The sequence below is a fragment of the Providencia sp. wls1916 genome, assembly GCF_009706585.1.
Taxonomy (GTDB): domain Bacteria; phylum Pseudomonadota; class Gammaproteobacteria; order Enterobacterales; family Enterobacteriaceae; genus Providencia; species Providencia lanzhouensis.
In genome coordinates this window covers 170,436-193,759 of the sequence record NZ_WLUL01000009.1, presented here as the reverse complement: position 1 = coordinate 193,759, position 23,324 = coordinate 170,436, and the positions used below count along the sequence as shown (strand labels likewise).

At 38.6% G+C, this 23,324-nt stretch carries 23 protein-coding genes; 11 read left to right on the top strand and 12 right to left on the bottom strand.

From position 1 onward, the window contains the following. Positions 1-108 precede the first annotated feature (108 nt). Entirely contained in the window at positions 109-978 is an 870-nt protein-coding gene (locus GKR61_RS04120) for a LysR family transcriptional regulator (protein WP_154639565.1), read from the top strand. Here the strand turns inward: GKR61_RS04120 and yqfB are convergent. After that, positions 975-1,304: a N(4)-acetylcytidine aminohydrolase gene (gene yqfB / locus GKR61_RS04115; RefSeq protein ID WP_336426601.1), complete on the bottom strand. Its 330-nt coding sequence runs from the start codon at positions 1,302-1,304 to the stop codon at positions 975-977. The two genes, GKR61_RS04120 and yqfB, sit on opposite strands and share 4 nt — an antisense overlap. A gap of 118 nt (positions 1,305-1,422) precedes the next feature. Here yqfB and GKR61_RS04110 point away from each other — a divergent pair, with 118 nt between their 5' ends. Further along, positions 1,423-2,205, top strand: a complete 783-nt coding sequence (locus tag GKR61_RS04110) for a GNAT family N-acetyltransferase (protein WP_154634040.1) — start codon at positions 1,423-1,425, stop codon at positions 2,203-2,205. A gap of 49 nt (positions 2,206-2,254) precedes the next feature. Here GKR61_RS04110 and GKR61_RS17910 read toward each other — a convergent pair whose 3' ends face one another. Beyond that, the gene (locus tag GKR61_RS17910) at positions 2,255-3,184 is read right to left on the bottom strand and encodes an acyl-CoA thioester hydrolase/BAAT C-terminal domain-containing protein (protein ID WP_154639564.1); all 930 of its coding nucleotides are present in this window, start codon (positions 3,182-3,184) and stop codon (positions 2,255-2,257) included. Between the two features lie 522 nt (positions 3,185-3,706). Here GKR61_RS17910 and GKR61_RS04100 point away from each other — a divergent pair. Further along, positions 3,707-4,495 carry a GNAT family N-acetyltransferase gene (locus GKR61_RS04100; protein WP_036948060.1) on the top strand — a complete coding sequence of 263 codons (789 nt, stop codon included), beginning with the start codon at positions 3,707-3,709 and terminating at the stop codon, positions 4,493-4,495. A gap of 70 nt (positions 4,496-4,565) precedes the next feature. Here GKR61_RS04100 and ddlA read toward each other — a convergent pair whose 3' ends face one another. Next, positions 4,566-5,669, bottom strand: a complete 1,104-nt coding sequence (ddlA, locus tag GKR61_RS04095; RefSeq protein WP_154609368.1) for a D-alanine--D-alanine ligase — start codon at positions 5,667-5,669, stop codon at positions 4,566-4,568. Positions 5,670-5,804: 135 nt separating this feature from the next. Beyond that, positions 5,805-6,680 (bottom strand): LysR family transcriptional regulator, encoded by an 876-nt coding sequence (locus tag GKR61_RS04090; RefSeq protein WP_154639563.1) that lies wholly within the window; start codon positions 6,678-6,680, stop codon positions 5,805-5,807. Between the two features lie 219 nt (positions 6,681-6,899). Between GKR61_RS04090 and GKR61_RS04085 the strand changes: the two genes are divergently transcribed. After that, complete coding sequence (locus GKR61_RS04085; RefSeq protein WP_154634619.1) at positions 6,900-7,523, top strand: LysE family translocator; 624 nt, start codon at positions 6,900-6,902, stop codon at positions 7,521-7,523. Positions 7,524-7,529: 6 nt separating this feature from the next. On the opposite strand, the gene GKR61_RS04080 is transcribed toward GKR61_RS04085, so the two are convergent. Beyond that, the gene (locus GKR61_RS04080; protein WP_036948071.1) at positions 7,530-8,009 is read right to left on the bottom strand and encodes an NUDIX hydrolase; all 480 of its coding nucleotides are present in this window, start codon (positions 8,007-8,009) and stop codon (positions 7,530-7,532) included. Between the two features lie 28 nt (positions 8,010-8,037). Then, positions 8,038-9,375, bottom strand: a complete 1,338-nt coding sequence (locus GKR61_RS04075) for an aminotransferase-like domain-containing protein (protein WP_154639562.1) — start codon at positions 9,373-9,375, stop codon at positions 8,038-8,040. Between the two features lie 86 nt (positions 9,376-9,461). Between GKR61_RS04075 and GKR61_RS04070 the strand changes: the two genes are divergently transcribed. The 3 genes from GKR61_RS04070 (at position 9,462) to GKR61_RS04060 (ending at position 14,660) form a co-directional block, all read left to right on the top strand. After that, a complete protein-coding gene (locus GKR61_RS04070; RefSeq protein WP_036948077.1) occupies positions 9,462-10,373 on the top strand; it encodes a DMT family transporter in 912 nt (303 codons plus the stop codon). A 112-nt stretch (positions 10,374-10,485) separates the two neighbouring features. After that, on the top strand, positions 10,486-11,577 hold the full coding sequence (locus tag GKR61_RS04065; protein ID WP_230083117.1) for an efflux RND transporter periplasmic adaptor subunit: 1,092 nt from the start codon (positions 10,486-10,488) through the stop codon (positions 11,575-11,577). Next, on the top strand, positions 11,574-14,660 hold the full coding sequence (locus tag GKR61_RS04060) for an efflux RND transporter permease subunit (RefSeq protein WP_154639561.1): 3,087 nt from the start codon (positions 11,574-11,576) through the stop codon (positions 14,658-14,660). The genes GKR61_RS04065 and GKR61_RS04060 overlap by 4 nt, the downstream gene beginning before the upstream one ends. An 85-nt stretch (positions 14,661-14,745) precedes the next feature. Here GKR61_RS04060 and GKR61_RS04055 read toward each other — a convergent pair whose 3' ends face one another. Beyond that, positions 14,746-15,552, bottom strand: coding sequence for a tetratricopeptide repeat protein (locus GKR61_RS04055; RefSeq protein ID WP_154639560.1), 807 nt, complete (start codon positions 15,550-15,552; stop codon positions 14,746-14,748). Positions 15,553-15,717: 165 nt separating this feature from the next. Continuing rightward, positions 15,718-16,359, bottom strand: coding sequence for a leucine efflux protein LeuE (gene leuE / locus GKR61_RS04050; protein WP_154599283.1), 642 nt, complete (start codon positions 16,357-16,359; stop codon positions 15,718-15,720). A gap of 460 nt (positions 16,360-16,819) precedes the next feature. Here leuE and GKR61_RS04045 point away from each other — a divergent pair, with 460 nt between their 5' ends. The 3 genes from GKR61_RS04045 to GKR61_RS04035 all read left to right on the top strand — a co-directional run bounded on the left by GKR61_RS04045 (position 16,820) and on the right by GKR61_RS04035 (position 18,401). Next, positions 16,820-17,521 carry an AzlC family ABC transporter permease gene (locus GKR61_RS04045; protein WP_154599285.1) on the top strand — a complete coding sequence of 234 codons (702 nt, stop codon included), beginning with the start codon at positions 16,820-16,822 and terminating at the stop codon, positions 17,519-17,521. Continuing rightward, positions 17,518-17,832 carry an AzlD domain-containing protein gene (locus tag GKR61_RS04040; RefSeq protein WP_132495916.1) on the top strand — a complete coding sequence of 105 codons (315 nt, stop codon included), beginning with the start codon at positions 17,518-17,520 and terminating at the stop codon, positions 17,830-17,832. Before GKR61_RS04045 ends, GKR61_RS04040 begins: the two co-directional genes overlap by 4 nt. Before the next feature lie 101 nt (positions 17,833-17,933). After that, complete coding sequence (locus GKR61_RS04035; protein ID WP_036948092.1) at positions 17,934-18,401, top strand: DUF1456 family protein; 468 nt, start codon at positions 17,934-17,936, stop codon at positions 18,399-18,401. Between the two features lie 57 nt (positions 18,402-18,458). Here the strand turns inward: GKR61_RS04035 and GKR61_RS04030 are convergent, their stop codons facing one another. The 4 genes from GKR61_RS04030 to GKR61_RS04015 form a co-directional block, all read right to left on the bottom strand. After that, positions 18,459-19,349 (bottom strand): LysR family transcriptional regulator, encoded by an 891-nt coding sequence (locus tag GKR61_RS04030; RefSeq protein ID WP_154599286.1) that lies wholly within the window; start codon positions 19,347-19,349, stop codon positions 18,459-18,461. 44 nt (positions 19,350-19,393) lie between these two features. Further along, positions 19,394-20,353 carry an acetyl-CoA carboxylase carboxyl transferase subunit alpha gene (gene accA, locus GKR61_RS04025; protein ID WP_154599287.1) on the bottom strand — a complete coding sequence of 320 codons (960 nt, stop codon included), beginning with the start codon at positions 20,351-20,353 and terminating at the stop codon, positions 19,394-19,396. Between the two features lie 107 nt (positions 20,354-20,460). Continuing rightward, positions 20,461-20,982 carry a GNAT family N-acetyltransferase gene (locus GKR61_RS04020; RefSeq protein ID WP_230085110.1) on the bottom strand — a complete coding sequence of 174 codons (522 nt, stop codon included), beginning with the start codon at positions 20,980-20,982 and terminating at the stop codon, positions 20,461-20,463. An 18-nt stretch (positions 20,983-21,000) separates the two neighbouring features. After that, the gene (locus GKR61_RS04015; protein ID WP_154639653.1) at positions 21,001-22,461 is read right to left on the bottom strand and encodes an AMP nucleosidase; all 1,461 of its coding nucleotides are present in this window, start codon (positions 22,459-22,461) and stop codon (positions 21,001-21,003) included. A 459-nt stretch (positions 22,462-22,920) separates the two neighbouring features. Here GKR61_RS04015 and GKR61_RS04010 point away from each other — a divergent pair, with 459 nt between their 5' ends. Continuing rightward, entirely contained in the window at positions 22,921-23,253 is a 333-nt protein-coding gene (locus GKR61_RS04010) for an MliC family protein (RefSeq protein ID WP_132495912.1), read from the top strand. Positions 23,254-23,324 lie beyond the last annotated feature (71 nt).

Here is a 23,324-nt window from a genome sequence, read left to right as displayed (position 1 = left end):
CGCGATGTTTCCCCATCCATATCAGATATTGTGTACTTTATTGACTCAGTCATTCGATACGGATAAGGTATTTGTTATCCAAGATCATAATCAAATGAGTATTTACTCATGACACTAAGCCAACTGGAAATATTTACCCGTGTTGCTGAGCTAAAAAGTTTTACCTTGGCGGCAATGTCTTTGAATATTTCCCAATCTGCGGTTTCACATGCCATTAAATCCCTTGAAAAAGATTTCAATGTCAGTTTATTTACGCGAGAACAAAACCAAGTCACTCTGACCGAAATTGGTAACACACTGCTAAATCGCGCCCAACATATACTGAGCCTTCAAGAAGCAATGCGCCAAGAAGCGCTAGCATCCAATGGATTAAAGAAAGGTGTTTTACGGATAGGATCTTTCGGCCCCGGTTCTTCAACGGGTATTTTGCCTCCATTACTAAAGGTCTTTCGTCAGCAATACCCAAGCATTGAAATTATTGTTGATGAGGGGGACGATGAGAGCGTGGCTCAATGGTTGCAAGAAAAGCGCATAGATACTGGTGTTGTGGTCTTGCCAGACGAACGCTTTGATACTTTTCCCATAAAACACGACCAATATGTGGCAATTTTACCGCTAAACCACCCTTTGACTCAGTACGAAGGAGTTACACTAAAACAATTGTGTGATTACCCCTTCAACTTAACTCAAGCCGGTTCAGGTAAAATTGTGATGGGACTATTTTCTGCACAAAAGCTGACACCTAAAATTCAATTTAAAACCCGCCAACTTCTCAGTACGTTTTCATTAGTTGCACGAAATGAAGCCGTATCGATTGTGGCTCAACTCGCCATCCCTGAAAATATTAACAACATCGTCGTAAAGCCATTAATTCCCCACGTGATTCGGGATATTGCCTTTGCTGTTAATAATTACAGTGATGCGTCTCCAGCCACAAAAGCATTCATTAAACTAGTAAACAGCCGTTATCGTGATTAAGTGTTTTTCGTTGTTAATCGGTAATGAATAACATACAGGCAATTTTCTGTTGGATATATTTCACGAATTAAAGCTTTCAACGTTTCTAATGTCATCGCTTCTTGAGTCGCGTGATACTCTGAAATATCATCGTAGTTTAGTGGCTCAACAGAAAGTATTTCAATGTCGGTATAGTACTCGCCAGTTTCTAACGCGTGGACTTTGACAACGGTGCCTGGTACATAATGACTCTCACTTTCATCACGAATGGTGATCACTTTGTCACCGGAAACAACCAGTGGTAATAAACGCTCAAAGAACGTAATGGTTTCGGGGATATTGTTCACAGATATTCCTTAATCTTCTCTTAATTAAACAAATGCTATCCCATGTACCATAGTGACAGCAATCTCAATTTGCTCAATAGACTAGGAACGTTCAGTTAATTTATTAGGACACAATGAAATGACTCACAACGAAGCGTGTTTTTACTCATTAGAAAATATTTTTTGGTCTGCTATTTGCCTAAAGACGCATCATGTAGAGCCAAATACGTTTGCCTATTTTACTGAGCTAAAAACTCCCGCTTTTAATTATATTTACTTACATTCAGGAGCAACTATTGCTGGCTTTGAAGCGGCAAATACATTATTTCAACAACAGTCAAAACCCTATATTTTAGTTGTTCACACCGATGAATTACCCAAGTTCTCAAATTGTATACAACAGCATGATCTTATTGATGATGGTGAATCAACAGCGATGGTCTTTGAATTTACGGGAAATGAACTCAAAACGGAAAATCAGTTACCAGACGACTATCATATAAAGCTTAGCAATCATAATCTCTCTGACTGGTCGAAACCGCTTATTACTGCGTTTCCTGTAGTCAATGAACTTGATTGTGATAATGATGAATCCATCATTGATGAATATATTCGCTATCACCAGCGTGCGTTAGACAAGCAAATCAATATCATGCATTTTGTCTTATTTAATCAGCAGACCCCAGTATCATCACTAACACTCACGCTACACAATGACGTTGCGCGCTTAGATGATATTGGTACAGATATTGAATTCCAGAGACAAGGATTTGCCACGGCATTGATTAAACATGCCTTACAGGTTTGTCTTCAACATAAAATCAAGCAGTGTTATTTGGAAGCGTCTAGCGATGGTTTGTCGGTTTATCAAAAACTAGGTTTTAAACCGATTTTTAAATATCACAGCTACATTTCAGAATAGAATCCCTAAATACCCAACTAAGAATTCTTTAGCTGGGTATCTACCCAACCTATTTTTTGATATTTAATTTTGTATACCAATCCTGAATATCAGCGATAACGACTGCTGTCTGATTATTGTCCTGACTGTCTTTAAAATAGTGGTCTAATGTGGAATAAGTTTTATAGGTAATATTGGGGTTATTAATCTCATTCATCATTTTCTGTGAACCTTCCACATCCACATTAATATCGGTGAGCGTTTGGATCACTAAATGGGGTTTACGAACACCTTGAAGTAGTTTTTTATTATCTATCGTTAAGACTTCATACCACCAATTTTGTCCGTGATTACTGGGAAACTGGTCATCGTCTAAATGATCATGCAAAACTGCATCTGCAAACTGGTTAAATCCTTCTATTGCACCTTGCGCTTCTTCAGCGGGTAGACTTTTATTAATGCTGTAAATCACATCATTAATAAAAAATTGTCCGCCACCATTTAGTGAAATAGCCGCATCAATAAAATTAACTCTAGACGCAATAATATTCGTGACTACCGCCCCTTCACTACCACCTAATACAACAATATGCTGATACTGATTTTTCAACTGGTTCAGCACAGCAATATAGTTATCCACTCTCTCAAAATAAGAATCATTTCTCATATATTCCACAGGGCAGTTCTCTTCTAAGGAATTTGGATCATGTAACCCTACATCTGGTGTTAAGCCTGTTTTTTCCACTAAAAGCACATCACTATTAGGTAATACTCCCCTAAAATTCTTAATCAGGTTTTGGTTATTAACGACACTTTTACAGTCGGAGCCTTGGATTAATACCAATAATTCTTTAGAGGGATTAGAGTCACTTTTAAGTAGGTAATAATGGATTTCTTTATCATCGTGTTTCAGTATTTGCCTATCAAAAGGATTTTTAGCAGATTCTACAAACACTGAATAACCCACTAAATACAGGGCAACCAATATAAATTTTTGCATTACCTTAACGTAACCCCAGTCATCTTTTATTTTTCAAAAACAATACATTGAAGCATATAACATTTACAACTCTATTTATCTTATTTACGTCACTCTATTTAGCATATTTATGCAGGTACGATCTCTTTATTTCCACTATCATAATGGATGAATTAGTAAGATAATCTCATTGAGTTACAAAGCTTTTTATAAATTTACATGACATTTTATAGAGTAAATGAGCAATGTAAGATAGCATTAAATAACAATCTATCTGCATATCGCACGAAACGCCTTAATTTATCTTCAAATTTACTTTATAGATATTGATTAATGACACTGAAAACGTTGCACAAGAGTGGGATCTAAGGCTAAAGATAAGATGACAACTGCCGCAACGGTTGCTGATTTTAAAGGTTTAGTTATTATCAATAGATAGATCACAAAGGCTTTACTGCCAATAAGTTAACAAAATTTTACATGGGGCCAGATTTATTATTTGCTCCATTTTGACTAACACATTTTGTATCAGGTAACTGACTAATGAACATACCGCTCTACTATTTACGACATTACCAATCGATCGAAAAGACGTTTTGGACTTCGATTTGTGAGCACAGTATCCAGATTGCACAACATACAATTTGTTATTTAACGCCATTAAACTCCCCAGCGTTCAATTTTATTTATCTGCAACCCGACTCTACTCATCATGCTTTTATGCAAGCATACAACCTGTTCGTATCGCAGAAAAAGAATCACACTTTGGTGATCCCTGAAGAGATGTTGCCAAAAGTCGTCAAAGATATTGAAGCACTTAACTATAAACGTGACAGCGTCACAACTGCAATGGCACTAACATTGTCACAGCAAAAAGAAGTTGATTTGCCTGATAATCAGGTAGATATCGTGCTCGCAAACCATGATTTATCCCTTTGGGCTAAACCATTGGTTTCTGCGTTCTACCTTTCCGAAGAGCATGATACCGTGATCCAAGAGTATGTTCGCTACCACGAAGATGCCCTGCAACAAGGTGCACCGCAATTCCATTTAGTCTTATTGGTCAATGGAGAGCCCGCAACATCCATGACGGTCACCATTGAAGGCGAATTAGCACGTTTCGACGATATCGGTACTGAACCTAAGTTTCAGGGTAAAGGCTATGCTTCTCAGCTTATTGATTATGCTCTCGCATTTTGTCGTCAACAACGAGTCGAACATTGCTTCTTAGATGCTTCAGAAGCAGGATTTGATTTATATAAAAAATTTGGATTTGAGCCGTTATTCCGTTACATCAATTATGTTTGGTGCAACAAAAACACAGTGAATTAATGAGATAACTTTATAGTGATATTGCCGATAGCAGGCCGCTATCGGCAAAAATTGCGGAAAATATCAGAGATTAAATTTCATCGCAGGCTGTTTTTAATGCAGCTGTTTGCTGGAATTTTTCAATCCCAAGTTCAATTAAACGACTGATCAATTCTTGATAAGTCATACCGCCTTGTTGCCACAGTTTCGGATACATACTGATATTAGTGAAACCCGGTAATGTATTGATTTCATTAATCACAACATCATTCGTTTCAGTTAAAAATACATCAACGCGGGACATACCGCTACAGTTTAAGGCTTGATAAGCTTCAAGTGCAATTGCACGGATCTTTTCACTCACATCTTGCTCTAAATCCGCCGGAGCAACAACAGACGCACCATTTTCATCAATATATTTAGTATGATAAGCATAGAAACTGTCATGCAGCACGATTTCGCCACATGGGCTAGCTAGTGGGTGTTCATTTCCAAGCACAGCACACTCGATTTCACGCCCTTTTACAGCGCTTTCAATCAGCACTTTTACATCGAATAAGAATGCAAAATCTAATGCCGTGTTAAACTCGCTTTCATTATTAACTTTACTGATCCCAACCGATGAACCTTGGTTAGCTGGTTTAATAAATAATGGTAAGCCCAGTTTCTCAACCGTTGCAGCATAGCTAATTTCACCACGACCGCTTTTCAATAGCGTAATAAACGGTGCAATGTGCAACCCTGCATCCCTTAAAAGGCGTTTGGTGACATCTTTATCCATGCAAGCTGATGAGCCTAGAACACCCGGTCCAACAAATGGCAGATTCGCCATACGCAGTAAACCTTGCAAAGAACCATCTTCACCTAAGTTACCGTGGACAATTGGGAAAATCACATCAATTTGTGGGAGAGGTTTAGTATCTTCTAGAGAAATGAATTGTTCACTTTGTTTGCCTGGAACGATTGCAATGCTACGCTTTGGAGTATTTAACGCGATATGAGCAGGATCATCGCCATGTAACAGGAAGTTCGCTTCATCATACTCATGCCATTGCCCTTCTTTATTAATACCGATAAGGCAAACATCAAACTTACTACGATCTAATCCATTAATAATATTTTTAGCTGATTGCAACGAAACTTCATGCTCAGTGGATTTACCACCAAAAATGACACCAACCCGAATTTTGCTCATTATTTACTCCAACATAAAGACATCAAAAACGATTCTGGGAAATATAGCACGCAGCGAAATAGTTAGGGCATAAAAACTTCACTACGCAAGTAGGTTCGGTGATTAAATGACCAAACCCTTAAAAGTATACAAATTTTATGCCGATTGCTGAGTTAACAACAGGCTTTGATTCACGTTTGTTTCCAACCATTCCATAAAAATGGCCGCTGGGGTATCTGCTTTTATTTCTTTGGGTGAAAGTAAATAATATGCCGAACCATCTTCAATGAAACCTTCTGGGGCCATTAATTGTTGTGTATTAATTTCATCAGCAACCATTAGGAACGATGCAATAGCAACGCCCTGTCCTGCTAATGCAGCCTGCAAACACAAGTAGAAATGTTCGAAATTAACTTGTTTATTATGTTGTAAATTGGTGCCACTACGGGCTTGCCATGTACGCCAAACATTTGGCCGAGAGGCTGGCACAAGTAAGTTCATCTCATGATAGGGTTGGCTATCATTTTTCTTGATAATACCCATCCATTCTGCACATATTTTCTTCGCATAAATATTGTCATCCCAAGTGAAGTCATTACGGCGAAGAGCAAGATCGACCCCCGCCTTATTAAAATCAATAGGACCACCCGCGGCAATCAAATGCACCGTCATTTCAGGGTGTTGCTGATAAAAATTGGTTAAACGAGGGATCAGCCATTTCATTGCGATGGTCGGCTCACACGATAAACTAACTACTTGGTTATGAGGACGCTGCGTAATTTTTTCGACGGTATCAGAAAGTTGCTGGAATAAGTGTGTTGTTGTTTGAAATAACAATTTACCTTCTTCTGTTAAAAAGATAGCTCGATTACGCCGTTCAAACAGTAAAACACCGAGATGCTCCTCAAGTAATTTTATCTGGCGGCTAATTGCACTGTGCGTAACATGCAGCTCTTGCGCGGCTTTAATAATACTTTCATAGCGCGCAACAACATCAAAAAACCGTAACGATGTTAATGGAGGCAGTTTCATAAAATTAATGTCTTCATAAAATTAAGGGGCTTATAAAATCAAGAAGCTTATAAAATGAGTAGTTTCACAATTAAATAGGTAACGAAAACTGACAGATTTCATTGAGAATAAATCGCTTTTTATCTAACTACAATCTATTGATAATCAATATATCTAATTAATCAAATCTATTTTCCACCCAAAAATTAAGTCAGTTTTTATTACCATTAGGATCTCACTATGAATGAAATTATCGCTGTTGCCACCATCACTATTTTGGCGGTTATTAGCCCTGGTCCCGACTTCGCTATGGTCACCAGAAATAGCTACTCCTATGGCACCAAAACGGGTTTACTCAGTGCCCTTGGTATTGCTGCTGGAGTGCAAATTCATGTGTTGTATACCATTTTTGGCGTGACTCTGATCATTATGAGTTCCCCTACATTATTTATGGCAGTCAAACTCCTTGGCGTCGCATACTTGGTGTATATCGGCTTTAAATCCCTAACAAACAAAACAGCCATTAACGCCAGCGATAACCTTAACCCAACATCAGCACCCTCTTCATTTTCCGCATTTAAAATGGGTTTTTTAACCAATGCACTCAACCCTAAAACGATGTTTTTCGTTGTTTCGGTCTACACCCAAGTGATCCAAGCTGGTAATTCTCAATGGCTAAACTTCAGCTACGGATTATTTATTTCTTTTGCACATTGGGTTTGGTTTAGTTTAATTGCTCTATTTTTTGCAGCACCATTGATTAGAAATAAAATCTTAAAATATCAATTCATTATGGATAGAGTTATCGGCACCTTATTAATTATTCTGGGTATCTCTTTGCTCTTTTTTAGTATTTCATCATGACTGAATTCATTTCGAATGAACCGAACCATTTTGAAAATGTTCATTCACCATAATGGCAAGCTCCACCACATCTTTAGGAAGGTTTAAGTCATTCATTTTACTCAGAGAAATCCAATGAAAATCTGCATTGCATTGGATTTCTTCGTCTATGAGCTCACAGAGATAAACCATATCGATATGCCAATGATCTCCTTGGCGCTTATCTGCGATGAATTCTTTTAAAATAGCTAAAGGAATTGGTAAAGAGAGAGTATTTCTTGAATCATTTACCTTTGAGTGTAACGGATAGCGGCAATCAATCACTCGGCACCGTAAGCCTGTTTCTTCAAACACTTCACGAACAACGGTATCTTGTGGCTCTTCATTTGGATCAACGTGACCTCCAGGAGGTAGCCAGATACCTAGCTTAGGGTGCTCATGTAATAGAAATTCCCCTCGGGAATTACAGATCATCGCCGTCGCCGTAAAATGTTTGATATGTTCCACTATTTTTCTTCCTTTATACCTATCATCTTTATAAATCAATTAAGTACAATACAACGCCCCTAATCGCCGCTATTGCCACCGCCAGTTCTTCATGGGATAAGGTACTAATTGCTATTCTTAACGCCTGCGGTACTGAGTTTGATGTGCTGTAAGACTCTGCGCTGCTAATGGCTATATTTTGCTTTTTTAATTCACTGACGACTGCATCTGCGCGTACGCCATCAGGTAATGGTAACCAAACAAAATAGCTAGCAGGATGCGCAATATAGGGTATATCCGTAAAAATTTTCTGGACTATTGCTTGCCGTATTTTTGCATCCCGTCGCTTATCCCTTTCAATGCTATCTACCTCACCTTTTTCAATCCAATCACAGAGGATAGCCGTGGTTATTGCCGGTGTATTCCATGTTGTAATTCGGATAATACGCTCGATGTTTTCAATATATTGTTGCGGTGCCAGTACCGCGCCGACACGTAATCCCGTTGCAATATTCTTCGAAAAACCTGTTGTATAAAATGTAATTTCAGGTGCCAGCGTTGCTAATGGAACAACTGCTGGTCGCTGCAAAAAGGCATAAGATCCATCTTCAATTAAGAAAAATTGGTGCCGTTTAGCTATATCCACCAACTTTTTACGCTCCGATAAACTCATCACCCAGCCTAGTGGATTATGCAAAGTCGGCATCGCATAGTAAGCTCGAATTTTTCTCTGTTGGCATAGCCTATTCAACGCTTGTAAGTTTGGACCATTTTCTGCCGTAGGCACAGATATCAGTTCTAAATGGTAAATTTTTGCAAGAGCCTTAAAACCCGGGTAAGTTAAGGCATCGACGGCAATAATATCCCCAGGACTGAACATACCTAAAATGATGGTAGCTAAACCATGTTGCCCACCACTCACTAAAGCCACTGTATCTGCCGTTGCATGAGTTAACCCACGCTGTTTTAAGTATTTAGCGACCGTTTTTCTTTCATGTTCCCGCCCTGTATGTTGTTGATAATAAAGAATCCCTTCTAGATCACCACCAACCGCTATTTCCCGTAACGATTCCCGTAATAGTTTGGTTTGTTCTTTCGCAATCGGATAACTGAAATTCAGGTCTAACGCGTTTTTAGCGACATCTTGCTCAATACTTAACTTGGGCAATAGATTGATATCTCGGACAAAGGTGCCTCGCCCGGTTTCCCCGATGATCAAGCCCCGTTCAATCAGTTCTCGATATACCCGAGAAGCTGTCACTAAGGAAATACCCGATTTTTCCGCAAAATGGCGATGCGTAGGCAAACGCTCCCCCGCTTTCAATTCGCCACTCATGATTTGCGCTGAAAGCAAGTCAACATACTGCTTATAACGATTCTGAGTCATGAAATTGTACCTATGACAATTTTTTGATTGTCATGATTATGTCGATTAGCTTAGTAAAACTCAATTACTAATAATAACGGTCAATTATGAATCAAAGTAAATTATTAACATCGAGCAGCGTTTCCATAACGGATCCCTCTCATACCACTCGCGGTTGGATCAGTGGATTTATTGGTGTTGCTATTTTTAGTGGCTCACTTCCCGCAACCAAACTGGCTATCAGTGGGTTTTCGCCCGATTATTTGACCATTCTACGGGCTACCATCGCTGGAATTTTGGCTCTGATTGTTTTGATAGCTTTACGCCAAAAAATCCCAGCAAGACAAAAGTTGATTCCTCTTCTTATCGTGACATTTGGTGTGGTGCTTGGCTTTCCATTCTTAACTGCTGTTGCATTACAGTACATTAGCTCCTCTCACTCCATTGTATATTTAGGGATGCTTCCTTTGTCTACCGCTTTATTCGGCGTTTTACGGGCAGGCGAGCGCCCTCGCAAATTGTTTTGGTTGTTTTCAGTCATGGGAAGTTTATTTGTAATCGGCTTCGCAATTCTTCAAGGAGCCACTCACGCATGGCAAGGTGACTTATATATGGTCATTGCTGTGATTGTCTGTGGATTGGGCTACGCAGAAGGTGCTGTACTTTCAAAATCATTAGGGAGTTGGCAGGTGATTTGCTGGGCGTTGGTTTTAGCGTTACCCATCATGGTGATATTCAGTATTTTGCGCTTACCACCCACGTTTTCTACTGTGCCATTTGAAGCATGGATGGGCCTAGGTTATGTCTCTCTATTTAGTATGCTAATTGGTTTCTTTTTTTGGTACCGAGGGCTGGCTGAAGGCGGAATTTCGGGCGTCAGTCAATTGCAACTATTACAACCGTTTATTGGATTAGTACTTTCCGCTTGGCTACTTAATGAAACAGTTAATAGCGTCATGATCATGTCTACGCTTGGAGTCATTCTGTGTGTCGCTGGTTCAAAACGTTTTTCACGTTAAATATTGAAATAACTAACCTTAACGGAAAATTAAGGTTTAACTTTGGTTTATGGTAATGCTGAGGCGATTTCATTAATTTACCCTCAATATCACGATTAGGATTTATGGGTTTATGAAACGTTTTAGTATTACCTCCCTACTGTTTTGTATGCTGTTTATATCGCCGGTCTCATTTTCTGAAACCATGCGATTAAGTGTGACTTCGCCTAAGCAAATACCCTATACGGAAACCTTGTCCTTACCGGGAACATTTGTTGCAAAAAATGAAATTGCGATTGGCTCACCTTTGCAACAACAAATGGTGATTGATGTACTGGTTGAAGAAGGTCAATGGGTTGAGAAAAACCAACTACTCGCCATATTAGAATCTCCACTCCAAAATGCATCTGTAAGCCAGTTACAAGCTGAAACTGAAAAAGCCACAGCCTATATTAAGCAGCAAAAAGCAGTGGCAGAACAAGCGCAAAAAGAACTTTCTCGTCTAGCTCCGCTGGCTAAAACTGGGGTTATTTCTGCCAACGACTTTGAAAAAGCAAAATCAGAATCTTTAGCGGCTAATGCACTTTTAGATGCTAATAAAGCAGAACTGCGTCAATTACAAGCTCAGCTCGCGAAAGAAAAAAGCCAACAAGATAAGTCACGGATCATTGCGCCTATTTCAGGCGTGATCAGTGAGCGTCATGCTATTCGCGGAATGTTAACGGATAATCAGTTACTGTTTAAAATCATTGAAGATGGTGAAATTGAATTTGATGCGTTAGCGCATATTTCAGAATTAAAACGTTTATCAAATCTGACGTTTATTCAATTAAAAGCGCCTAACAATCATCAAATAGCAGGAAAATTACGTTACTTAGCACCGAAAGTAGATCCTATTTCACAACAAGGAAAGATTCGTATTTCTCTCGCCGAAAATGGAGATAATCTACAAGCTGGAGAATCAGGTACCGCGATTATTTCCAATCCAGAAAAACTGCAAACTACGCTCCCATACAGTGCCATTCGAACATTAGATAATGGTGAACGAGTTATTTTCACTGTTGTTGATAATAAAGTGAAGCAGCAAAAAATAGCCACCGGAAAAATTCATGATGGTCGTATCGAGATTTTATCCCCTATTTCGAGTGATACCGTTGTTGTCACCAATGCCCAAGCCTTTTTAACTGAAAATGATACAGTGACCCCAGTCAAGGATAGTCAATGAAACTCCAACTATCTTCATGGGCAATCACGCGCCCTATTCCTACTATAGTTATGTTCTTAGCACTCACAATTGCGGGTATATTTTCTTTTAATCAATTGCCTGTTACTGCAAACCCGGTAGTTAATTTTCCAATAGTCACAGTGACCATTACGCAAGATGGCTCATCCCCGACCGAAATGGAAAACGCTATCACGAAACCAGTTGAACGGGCAGTTTCTGGTATTCCAGGGATCCGTCATATCACATCAACCATCACTGAAGGCATTTCCACCACCACGGTTGAATTTGATTTAACTGTGGATGCCTATATTGCAACCAATGATATTCGGGAACAAATCGCACAAATCCGCAGTGATTTACCGCAAACAATTGATGAACCATTAATTAACCGTATTGATATCGAAGGCGGTGCAATATTACGTTACGCCGTTTCATCAGATAGCCAATCCCTTGCCGATTTATCTTGGTTTATTGATGATACAGTCAGTAAGCAGTTAATTACGGCTCACGGAGTACAAAAAGTTAGCCGCCTTGGTGGTGCTGATAGCGTTATTCGTATTGAGCCTGATACCGATAAACTTGCAGCATTACAATTGTCTATTCTGAGCATTAATGAATTACTCAGAAGCGTGCATCAAAATTCCGCTGGTGGCTCGTCTAAATATAATGACCTACAACATACTATTCGGATTTTAGGTGAAAAAAAGAACGTTGATGAAATTAACGATATTCAGTTACCTATTGGTAATCAACAGTGGATTAAACTCGGGGATATTGCTGCAATTTATCAGGGTCAAAAAACAGCCAAAACTATTTCGCAATTAAATGGTAAAGATGTAGTTGGTTTCGCCGTATTTCGTGCAAAAGGTTCCAGTGATACCGAGGTAGCAAATAATGTTGAACATGAACTTGCACAATTAAAACTGAAACATCCTGATATTTCTATTCAGCTTGTTTCATCAACTGTGAAATATACGGAGTCAAGCTACCATTTAACAATCCAAACTTTATTAGAAGGTGCATTTTTAACCGTTATCATTGTCTTCTTCTTTTTAAAAAGTTGGCGAGCTACCTTGGTCGCGGCTGTTGCATTGCCTTTATCTATCCTTCCCACCTTTTTGGTATTGGCAATATTTGGTTATTCACTTAATAGTATGACACTGCTTGCTTTGACATTAGTCATCGGTATTTTGGTCGATGATGCAATTGTCGAAATTGAGAATATTCAAAAATACATAGAGCGAGGCGAACGCCCTTATTTAGCCGCTTTAAAAGCCTCAGACGCGATAGGTTTTGCCATTGTCGCCATCACACTCACTATTGTTGCGGTATTCTTACCCGTCAGTTTTATTGGCGGTTTTGTTGGTAAATACTTTGTGCCTTTTGGTATTACCGTTTCCGCGGCTGTTTTATCTTCGTTACTAGTAGCCCGATTAGTTACGCCATTAATGGCGGCCTATGTTTTATTACCTGCAAAAAAGAAAGTGACCGAACATTCTGTACCTAACTGGATCAATCGATATTCTCAATTGTTAGTAATGACATTGAAACATCGCAAACTCGCCCTTTCATTCGCATTTATATTTTTGATTGGTTCAATCTCCAGTATTACTTATCTGCCTATTGGCTTTATGCCTGAAGGCGATATTAGTGTTAGCCAGATTGAAGTGGAATTACCGCCGGGAACCCCTGTCGAAGAAACGCAAAAAGCGGTTAGGAATATGACTGAACAATTGAAGTCACGTACTGAAATAAAGTCAATTTATACCATTGCGGGGATCAGTGATGACGCCGATGGAATAGCTCAGCATAAAGGCCAAATAATTCTGACATTAACAGAACCAAATGAACGTGAAATGTCACAAAAACAGTTTGAAAACTCAATTTCTCACCTATTACAACAAACTCCAGATGCACGCTATACCTTCAGTAATAGCGAAGGAAATAAAGAATTTTCATTGACCTTTACAGGAGCTGATCCCAAAGAGCTAGAAATTCAATTGCATAAGCTTCGCGATGCAGTTGCCAACGTAAATGGCATTAATAATGTGCGTGTTATTAAACCGCTTTTACGTAAAGAGCTGATTATTTCCCCTGACCTGCAAGATTTAGGAAGAACTGCAGTTAATGTAGAAGAAATCGCCAATACATTAAGAGTGGCAACAATGGGAGAATCGAACTCTCGCAGCGCTAAGTTTAATTTACCGGATAGACAATTAACGTTACAGGTTGTTTTACCTGACAATCAAAAAAATGACGTAAGCGCGTTGCGTAATCTCTATATTCGTAGCGGTAACGATTTAACTGTGCCACTTAAATCCGTTGCTAACATTAATTTTAGCGATGGACCATCACAGATTGACCGCATAAATCGAGCTAGGAAAATGTCTATTGAAGGTAATTTAGATGGGTTATCACTTGGCGAAGCATTGGAACGCGTTGTCGAACTTCCTGAATATCAATCACTACCAAAAAGTATTGAGCCATTAGAGTATGGTGATATGGAGTTCATGCTCGATATGTTTGAACGTTTTAGTACAACAATGCTTTTCAGTGTACTACTGGTATTCGCCATACTCATTATTTTGTTTAAAGATTTTATGCAACCTATAACGATTTTAGTGGCACTACCATTCTCTATCGGGGGAGCCATTATCGCCTTAGTGTTATATGGTGCAATGATAGATCTTCCTGTCATTATTGGTATTTTAATGTTAATGGGAATAGTCACCAAAAACTCGATACTTTTGGTGGAGTTTATTCTTGAAAAAGAACGAGCTGGTTTAAATCGACAACAAGCTATTATCGAAGCGGGTCAGGAACGAATCCGTCCTATTATTATGACTACCTTTGCCATGATTGCAGGGATGATCCCCCTCGTACTCACAACTGGAGCTGATGCGGGATTTAGAGCACCAATGGCAGTTGCTGTTATCGGCGGCTTGATGAGTTCAACCATTCTCAGCTTACTATTTGTTCCCGTTATTTATAGCTTGATGGATGATTTGAAAAAGAAAACATTGCCGCTATTAGCGAAATGTACATCTGTCACTCAATCTGATAGAGATATAAAACGCTGGTAGGAATAATTACAATAATTTGGCTCTCCATACCAACGATGGAGAGCCAATAACGAGATGTTTTTAATGATTGTATTTGAAAGCTAACTTACTCTATTAACTTACTATTTTTTAATTTCACAGCCGTTTGATACCAGTGCTTATTATAATTTTGTGCCGCTTTGGGTAAAAGTGAATAGGTTTTAATCACTTCATCAATTAGTGGCATCGCTTCAATCACTCGTTTTTGTTCAAATAAAAACTCAGCGTAAGCAACCTTGTATTCAATATGATCACGATGACTTAATAAGGCACGAAACTCATTATCAGCGTCTGTAACCAAACCTAAGCGCACTAAAGAACGAGCATATAAAAAATGTCCTGCATTCGAGTTGAACGTTGGATTTTTTTCACACAATAAGTCTAACGTCTCTTTACAACGCGCGTATTCCCCCGCTTCATACAGTGCATCCGCATATTTCAACATAATATCCGGTGAATACTGATTAATTCCTTGCAATGATTCCTGATAGTATTTAATCGCATTTTGATAGTCACCTTTATCGGTATATGCGTCTGCTAGTGTTACACAACTATTCGTGGTCGGATTTAATTCATACTCTTTTAAAGCTTGATTGATGCTTTTATTAGGTGCTAATTGTTTTTTAATTGCTCTTTCTAACTTATATCCATGGCGGGAATAACGCATAGCCGGCATCCAAATGACCAGCGCATAAACAACCGAGCCCAAAATTGGGAAAACAAATAAAATGAATAACCAATAAGAGTTTTGATTACTCTTTATTGAATGGACAGCGAAATAAATCGCAGGAATAAAATAGATTAATAATCCCAGAATGTGCATAACAACCTCAATTAATATCAATTCGATGGTTTTGTATATGGTCGTACTCATACTTCCTTGTACAGCGGCTTACTTAGTCGTGACTAAATTAGCATCATGATGACAGGCATCACTCTGAAGGCAAACAGGAAAAAACCTGAAAAGATAAATTAAAAACAAAAAAATAGCTGGTACATTTGCCAGCTATCCTTTAGTAAAAATTTATAAATCAATAAATTAGGCTGTTAATGCTAATTTTGCACCGAACATTAAAAAGACGGCACCAATACAGCTATTTGAAAATTTAGATAATTTTTTATTGTGTTTTACCATGTTGGTCACTGCAACAGCACCAAATATCAGCATTGATAGATAAAACATGCTGCATGCTTCTAATATCACGCCGAGCACGAAGAATGGCACCCCAGCACTTGGGTACGCTGGGTCAATAAATTGAATAAAGAATGAAACATAAAAAATGATCATTTTTGGATTTAGTAAACTTAAAAAGACGGCTTTCTTATAAGTCCCTTTTGTTTCTAATATGATCCCATCGACATCTGTTGCAGATTCTTTTTTATGTAATACTGAATATAACGTTTTAATACCTAAGTAAAATAAGTAGGCAGCACCCGCATATTTGATCACGCTAAAAAATATAGGAGACGTTTTGACTAAAGACGCGACACCTAAGAATGATAAAAAAATGAGCAATGCATCACCAGTAAATACACCAAGTGCTGCTTTGTAACCATTTTTTACACCATATTTTGCGCTGCTCGTTAAAACAAATAGAGAATTAGGGCCTGGTACCAATGTAATAAAAATTACACCGATAAGATAAGTCCATAAGTTTGTAATACCGAAGTTTTCAAGCATAATAAACCCGCTAACTCAATAAAAGTTATAACAATTAATTCACATTCTTGCTTAATGGGTACTATAATACACATCTTTTATTTTTAATAAAAGATATCACCATCAACATGTTAATATACAGTATATAAGTCTAGTCATTTACCAATAATCCAGCTATTTATATTGATTTTAACAGTTAAAATTGAAATTAAACTCCAATCAAAATCACTTAACCAGCATCAAGCCAAAAATTTTTTTTAATCGATACAAAACTTCATGAAACAATAAAAAGTTAGTTTTTAATACCATTTAAAGTCTGTAGGTAGAGATAGTGATTTGTTCCACATTTCACGATATAACAATGGATGCCTACAGCGTATCGAATAATAATTTTTACTCTAAATACCTGTAGTTAAATCAACATTGTCTTTGTTTAGACTTTTATTCAATGAATGACATTTCAACATACAGGTGCACATCGATGTCGTCTCAACAACCAAAGCCATGGCAACGCGCAATGATGGATGGAGCTGTCCATACATTACCCTTAAATCTTGCAGTTATTCCGTGGGGGGTTCTTGCGGGTTCCATGGCCATTGAAACAGGGCTTTCTTTTTGGCAAAGCATCGCAATGTCTGCAATGGTTTTTGCAGGCGCAGCTCAGTTAGTCACTCTAGGTTTACTCAATTCTGGAGCTGGCTACATTACAATTGTGATTTCTGTTTTCTTTATTACATCACAACATCTTTTATATGGGCTAACCATGCGCCCTCACGTAAAAGATTTCACGACACCACAACGTTTAAGCATTGGCTTTCTATTAACTGATGAGCTATTCGCCATTAGTGCAGCCAAGCGTCAAGCCCTCAGTTTTTCCTATTTATTTGGTGCCGGATTTAGTTTTTATCTTGTGTGGTTAGTCACCAGCCTATGCGGCATTGTGATGGCAAATTTGGTGGGTGATTTAAGTAAATTACATTTAGATTTCTCAGTCGTCGCGACACTATTGGCCATTGTCGTTCCACTCACTAAAAAAATAAGTACCGCCTGTGGTGTTTTATTTTCATTAATTACTGCAATTACCTTATCAATGTATTCAATCAGTAGTGCAATTGTGATTGCCGGCGTTGGTGGAATGTTTGTTTCTGTTGGTGTCTCTCGTTTATTAAGGGAAGAAAAATGATCTGGATTTTAATTATCAGTTTAACGGCTGTCGTTTTCTCTCTACGTTATATTTTTCTGATCCCTCAATTACCCATACGATTACCATTAATTGTACGCCAAGCGCTCAGTTATTCTGCTCCCTGTTTGCTTACCGCAATTTGCGCTCCTGTAATCTTATTAGAAAATCATGAATTACGTAGTTTCCCCGATAACCCTTATCTCTGGGGAGCTCTATTTTGCGTTGTGGCAGCATCTTTACTGAAAAATATGTTGATAACTGTCGGATTAACTTTAGTTTTTTTCTATGGACTTATTTACTTTATGGGCTAACCAAGAATTTATAAAGCATCGGTAGCCGCCTTTGCTTTATAATAACGTTTCATGGCTAAGATAAGCCTGTTTTTTAATCGATCCGTTGGATAATTAACCCCATGCTAAATAATTACGTTTTACGAAGTGTTCGTTATATGTTGGATTTGAGCGATGCTCAGATGGTTGAAATCGTAAAACTTGCAGACTTTTCAGTCACAAAAGAAGAAATGAGCCTTTGGCTAAAGAAAGATACTGATCCAGACTACGTTGAATGTAGCGACCTTGTGCTCGGTCACTTTCTTAACGGATTGATTTACCATCGCCGTGGTAAAGATGAAAGTCGTCCAGCGCCTGAAGTTGAAGATAGAATCAATAACAATATTATTTTCAAGAAATTGCGTGTTGCCTTTGAACTGAAAGATGTTGATTTACTGGAAATCTACCAATCTGTTGATTTCCGAGTTTCAAAACCAGAATTAAGTGCTATTTTCCGTAATCCAGAACATAAAAATTATCGTGAATGTGGCGACCAACTATTACGTTACTTATTGAAAGGCTTAACACTACGCCTACGCGGAAATAAATAACTCGGATCACCATAATGTTTATTGGCATTATGGCAATAGGCTGATAGTAATATCGGCCTAGATATTTTTCAGCAAGTAACTCAAAAAGGTATCAACTTTCGGCGAAAGTGAACGTTTTGAGGCATAAACAGCACGTAGCTCAATCGGCGCTGGATACATCTCATCAAAACTAACTTCCACCAATGTTCCCGTTTGAATTGCGCTTTGGCACCCCTCTTTTGATAAAATAGCAAATCCCAACCCATTAAGTGCCGCCGCACTGGCAAGAATACCGCTATTAACACGGTACTGACTGTTTATACTGACTTTTTTTAACTGACCATCATGTGTGCTAAAAATCCATGGCTGCCCCTGCAACGCACTGAAACTCGTGATACAGGGCATCATGCTGAGTTCATCCACGGTGCTGGGTATCCCTTGTTTTTCAATTAATTTAGGAGCAGCAACGACAACACTTTCCCATGACTTAACCAATTTTGAGTGATAACTACTATCAATCAATGCTCCACGATGAAAAGTCAGTAATAAATCCACGTCATCACCAATAACATCCAGAGGGGCTAGCTGCGTGTCACAGTGGATGGCAAGGTCAGGATGAGTAAGCGCAAATTGAGCCAGTAAATCTGCAAATAATACACTGCCAAATTCACTTGGAATAGTTAACCGAAAAGTGCCACTTAATATTTTTGAGGTACTAATTTGTTGCAAGGTTTCATCTAATTCTAAATACAATTTTTGGCTTTTATTTAATAATAAAGTACCTTGTTCAGTTAAACGCATTTGCCGTGTAGTCCGTTCAATCAATCGGCAATTAAGTTGAGTTTCAAGCTGCTTAATTTGCCGACTCACATTTGATGTTGGCATCGAAAGATATTTTGCGGCATTAGCAAAACTTCCCTGAGTGGCTACCGCAACAAACACCTTCAGTAAATTAAGATCAACAGACATAAGACAGCCTAATTTTAGTATTCATTAATGCCCCACTAATAACATTAGCAGTAGCCAATTTCCATTATTTTTTGGTAGCGTAGATCCAATAACGTATCCTTATCTAATGCACTAAGTTGGTTTAAATCTTGGATAAGTTGCTGCTTCAGATATTGTGCAGCTAATGCATAATTTCGATGCGCTCCGCCTAACGGTTCAGGAACAATTGTGTCGATAATTCCTAGCGCTTTTAGTCTCGGCGCGGTCATTCCCATCACCTCAGCCGCAACTTGCGCTTTTTGGGAATCTTTCCATAAAATAGAGGCACAACCTTCCGGAGATATTGCAGCATAAGTACTGTATTCCAACATATTAATTCTATCCCCCACACCAATCCCGAGTGCACCGCCGGAACAACCTTCTCCGGTTATCACACAAATAATCGGTGTTGTTAGGCAAGACATTTCCTGAATATTGCGCGCAATTGCTTCTGCTTGCCCACGTTCTTCTGCGCCAACACCAGGATAAGCCCCTGCAGAATCAATAAATGTAATAACTGGCAGTTTAAATCGCTCCGCCATTTTCATTAATCTAAGCGCTTTTCGATAACCTTCAGGGGATGGCATTCCAAAATTACGTTTTACTTTTTCCTTCGTATCCCGCCCTTTCTGTTGCCCCATTACCATAACTGGGCGACCGTCTAAACGTGCTAATCCACCAACTAAAGCTTTGTCGTCAGCAAATGCTCTATCCCCCGCTAATTCCTGAAACTCAGTAAATATAAGAGAAATATAATCAAGCGTGTAGGGACGCATTGGATGACGTGCTAATTGCACTATTTCCCATGCACCTAAAGAAGAGAAAATATTCTCAGTGAGTGATTGGCATTTTTTTTCTAATAATTGGATCTCCTCGTCAAGTTTTAATTCTGATGGATGGCCCTTTTGCTTAAAGGCATTTAATGCTTCAATTTTTTCATGAAGCTCAATAATGGGTTTTTCGAATGCAAGAAAGTGGCTAGACATAGTGACCTTAAAATCGACCAAGTAATTTTAAGAGTCTACTGAGAGGATCAATCCTATTCTATAAATAAGAATAGGATTGATAGTTATCAAAAATGGGATAATTAAGGCTAGATAAGATGTTTACGCAACAATACCGAGATACTGCCGTTCATGAACACTTCTTTATCTTGTATATACCCTAACTTTTCAGCAACACGCAATGACGGTATATTTTGTGGTCCTATAAAGCAGATACTTTCTTGATGTTTCTGCTCCGCGATTAACCAAGATAATGCAGCTTGCATCGCCTCCGTCGCGTAACCTTTACCTTGATATTCAGGCGCAATCACCCATCCCGCTTCTGGAATACCTTTAACGTGGGGTTCAACAATGCGATGAAAATCGGCAAACCCAAGGTCTCCCACATAATTTCCTGTCGCTTTTTCTCTCACCGCCCAATAACCAAACCCGAGTAAAGGCCAAAGTCCGCCATACGCGAGCATACGCATCCATGATTCGCGCTCCGTTGAGGGAACACCGCCAATATGCTGAACCATTGAACGTTGTCCCCATAACTGCGAAAGTGCTGAAAAATCACTAACCTCATGCTTTGCTAAAACTAACCTATCTGTTTCAAGTTTAGGGATCACGAATTTCCCTCCTCTAGATTATCTAAATGGCGGCTCGTCGAATGTTCTTAATTTTCGGGAGTGTAGCTTATCACCTTCTTGTCGTAGCAGATCGATGGCACGGATCCCAATTTGTAGATGCTCCGATATTGCGCCTTCATAAAAACTATTTGCTTGTCCCGGCAGTTTGATTTCCCCGTGAATCGGCTTGTCCGACACGCAAAGTAATGTGCCATATGGGACACGGAAACGGTAACCTTGTGCGGCAATGGTGGCACTTTCCATATCCACAGCAACAGCTCGACTAAGGCTGAATCTGCGTGCGGTTGCAAAAAATCTTAATTCCCAGTTACGGTCATCGGTTGTGACCACAGTTCCCGTACGTAAACGCTGTTTAACTAGTTCACCAGGCATATTACTTACCTGTTTAGTGGCGTCATAAAGCGCCCGCTGAACTTCAGCAATACTTGGAATAGGAATATCTGGTGGTAATACATCATCTAAAATATGGTCATCACGTAAATAGGCGTGAGCTAGAACATAGTCACCTATTTTTTGGCTTTCACGCAGCCCACCACAGTGACCTATCATTAGCCACGTGTGAGGACGCAATACTACTAAATGGTCGCAAATGTTTTTCGCGTTTGCTGGACCAACGCCAATATTCACTAATGTAATTCCTCCGCCATCACGTGCAATCAGATGATATGCAGGCATTTGGAATTTTTTCCATGTTAAATCGGATGTAGCAAATTGAGGATCGGCATTTTCAGCGGTTAAATAATTATGCCCTACACAAGATAACGCGATATAGCGGCTTTCTGGATCACGAATTTGCTCACAGGCCCAATTCACAAACTCATCAACATAGCGGTTATAGTTGGTAAACAAAATATAAGGCTGAACATGCTCAGGTGGAGTTCCCGTATAATGTTTTAGTCGCGCTAAAGAGAAATCTACGCGTAGTGCATCAAAGTGGGATAATGGCATATCATCCGTCACATGATATAAACCATCTGTAATATCATCACTGATATGAGAGAGATCTGTAATAGGAAAATGAGCGGCTAAACTGCTACTCATACTTCTATCAAGAATTAAATCTGAACCATCAATCACGAATGGATATGGAATTTCAGTCTTAGACGGACGAACTGCAAAAGATACGTCATAATCTTGTTGAAAAATGGTCAATTGCTCAACGAGGTAAGCTCGAAACAAGTCAGGTTGGGTCACAGTAATACTATAATCTCCCCGTTTCACAAAACGGGCATAAGCTCGCGTTTTTTCACAATGATCAACCTTTCCTTCCCAAGTTACACACAACTCAGGGTAGGCAAACAACCCATTTTCTCGTGCGTTAACATCCGGTAATGTCCCTTTATCAACATAGGTTGCAATGGCATTTCTCAAGGCTTCAATGGCATTTGAATAGAGTAATGAGAGTGTTTCGATTGTCTCTTCTATAGAAAGATTTTCATATTTTCGGCATTGTTCCAAAGACACGCTTAACTCCTTATCAAATGACGTAAAATTTACGCCTTCAGTGTATGTTATTCATCGAACACTCACAAGAAATTGCATTTAATCCTTGAAAATTTAATAAGTTAAAATTTTCGTTTATCCTATTTGTTATTTGGCTATTTTTACCTATCACCAATTTCAAGATTAATTAAAATTAGAAAAAAAAAGTATTTAAATCAACTTTAAGATAGTGCTTATAGATTATTTTAAACCTTAAATGAATTATTAACCTTCAGAAAAAATATCCTCTACGATATTTGTAATTTTATTTAATAAAGGAATAAACCCGAAATTAAGAACATTATTAAATTTCATCAAATAGTGAATAAATGTTTATACAATGTATATTTAAAAGTAATACTATGTCGCTGTAGCTTATGGTTTCAATGTTTATGAACGCTGGTATAAATACTTAAAAGGTATTAAGGAAATCCAATGAAAAAAACACTTTTAGTTTCTTCTATCGCTGCATTATCAATTTTGGCTGCTTCTTCATCTGCATTTGCAGCGAAAACACAAACTTATAACTGTGATGGACAAAAAATTAAAGTTTCTTTCCCTAATCAAGATACAGCAGTGATGCTTTACAGCGATGAACTGATTTTACTGAAAAGCAAAGAAGCCGCGAGTGGCGCTCGCTATGTTGGTGAAAACTTCCAACTATGGAGCAGCAAAGCAGGGTTAAACTTAGCCACTATTTCTGAAGATGATGCTGTTAATAACCGTATTTCTGACGATAAAGGTCGTGATTGTAAACTGGTTAAATAATTGCATATCTAACTACACGTAATCGTAAAAAGCAGCATAGCAATAATTATGATACTGCTTTTTTATATAAA

Coding starts and splice junctions, on each gene's coding strand:
- ddlA (WP_154609368.1), bottom strand. CDS start 5,669: ATGAGCAAAATTCGGGTTGGTGTCATTTTTGGTGGTAAATCCACTGAG.
- GKR61_RS04060 (WP_154639561.1), top strand. CDS start 11,574: ATGAAACTCCAACTATCTTCATGGGCAATCACGCGCCCTATTCCTACT.
- accA (WP_154599287.1), bottom strand. CDS start 20,353: ATGTCTAGCCACTTTCTTGCATTCGAAAAACCCATTATTGAGCTTCAT.
- GKR61_RS04065 (WP_230083117.1), top strand. CDS start 10,486: ATGAAACGTTTTAGTATTACCTCCCTACTGTTTTGTATGCTGTTTATA.
- GKR61_RS04030 (WP_154599286.1), bottom strand. CDS start 19,349: ATGTCTGTTGATCTTAATTTACTGAAGGTGTTTGTTGCGGTAGCCACT.
- GKR61_RS04040 (WP_132495916.1), top strand. CDS start 17,518: ATGATCTGGATTTTAATTATCAGTTTAACGGCTGTCGTTTTCTCTCTA.
- GKR61_RS04100 (WP_036948060.1), top strand. CDS start 3,707: ATGAACATACCGCTCTACTATTTACGACATTACCAATCGATCGAAAAG.
- GKR61_RS04110 (WP_154634040.1), top strand. CDS start 1,423: ATGACTCACAACGAAGCGTGTTTTTACTCATTAGAAAATATTTTTTGG.
- GKR61_RS04045 (WP_154599285.1), top strand. CDS start 16,820: ATGTCGTCTCAACAACCAAAGCCATGGCAACGCGCAATGATGGATGGA.
- GKR61_RS04090 (WP_154639563.1), bottom strand. CDS start 6,680: ATGAAACTGCCTCCATTAACATCGTTACGGTTTTTTGATGTTGTTGCG.
- leuE (WP_154599283.1), bottom strand. CDS start 16,359: ATGCTTGAAAACTTCGGTATTACAAACTTATGGACTTATCTTATCGGT.
- GKR61_RS04120 (WP_154639565.1), top strand. CDS start 109: ATGACACTAAGCCAACTGGAAATATTTACCCGTGTTGCTGAGCTAAAA.
- GKR61_RS04070 (WP_036948077.1), top strand. CDS start 9,462: ATGAATCAAAGTAAATTATTAACATCGAGCAGCGTTTCCATAACGGAT.
- GKR61_RS04085 (WP_154634619.1), top strand. CDS start 6,900: ATGAATGAAATTATCGCTGTTGCCACCATCACTATTTTGGCGGTTATT.
- GKR61_RS17910 (WP_154639564.1), bottom strand. CDS start 3,184: ATGCAAAAATTTATATTGGTTGCCCTGTATTTAGTGGGTTATTCAGTG.
- GKR61_RS04075 (WP_154639562.1), bottom strand. CDS start 9,375: ATGACTCAGAATCGTTATAAGCAGTATGTTGACTTGCTTTCAGCGCAA.
- GKR61_RS04035 (WP_036948092.1), top strand. CDS start 17,934: ATGCTAAATAATTACGTTTTACGAAGTGTTCGTTATATGTTGGATTTG.
- GKR61_RS04010 (WP_132495912.1), top strand. CDS start 22,921: ATGAAAAAAACACTTTTAGTTTCTTCTATCGCTGCATTATCAATTTTG.
- GKR61_RS04055 (WP_154639560.1), bottom strand. CDS start 15,552: ATGAGTACGACCATATACAAAACCATCGAATTGATATTAATTGAGGTT.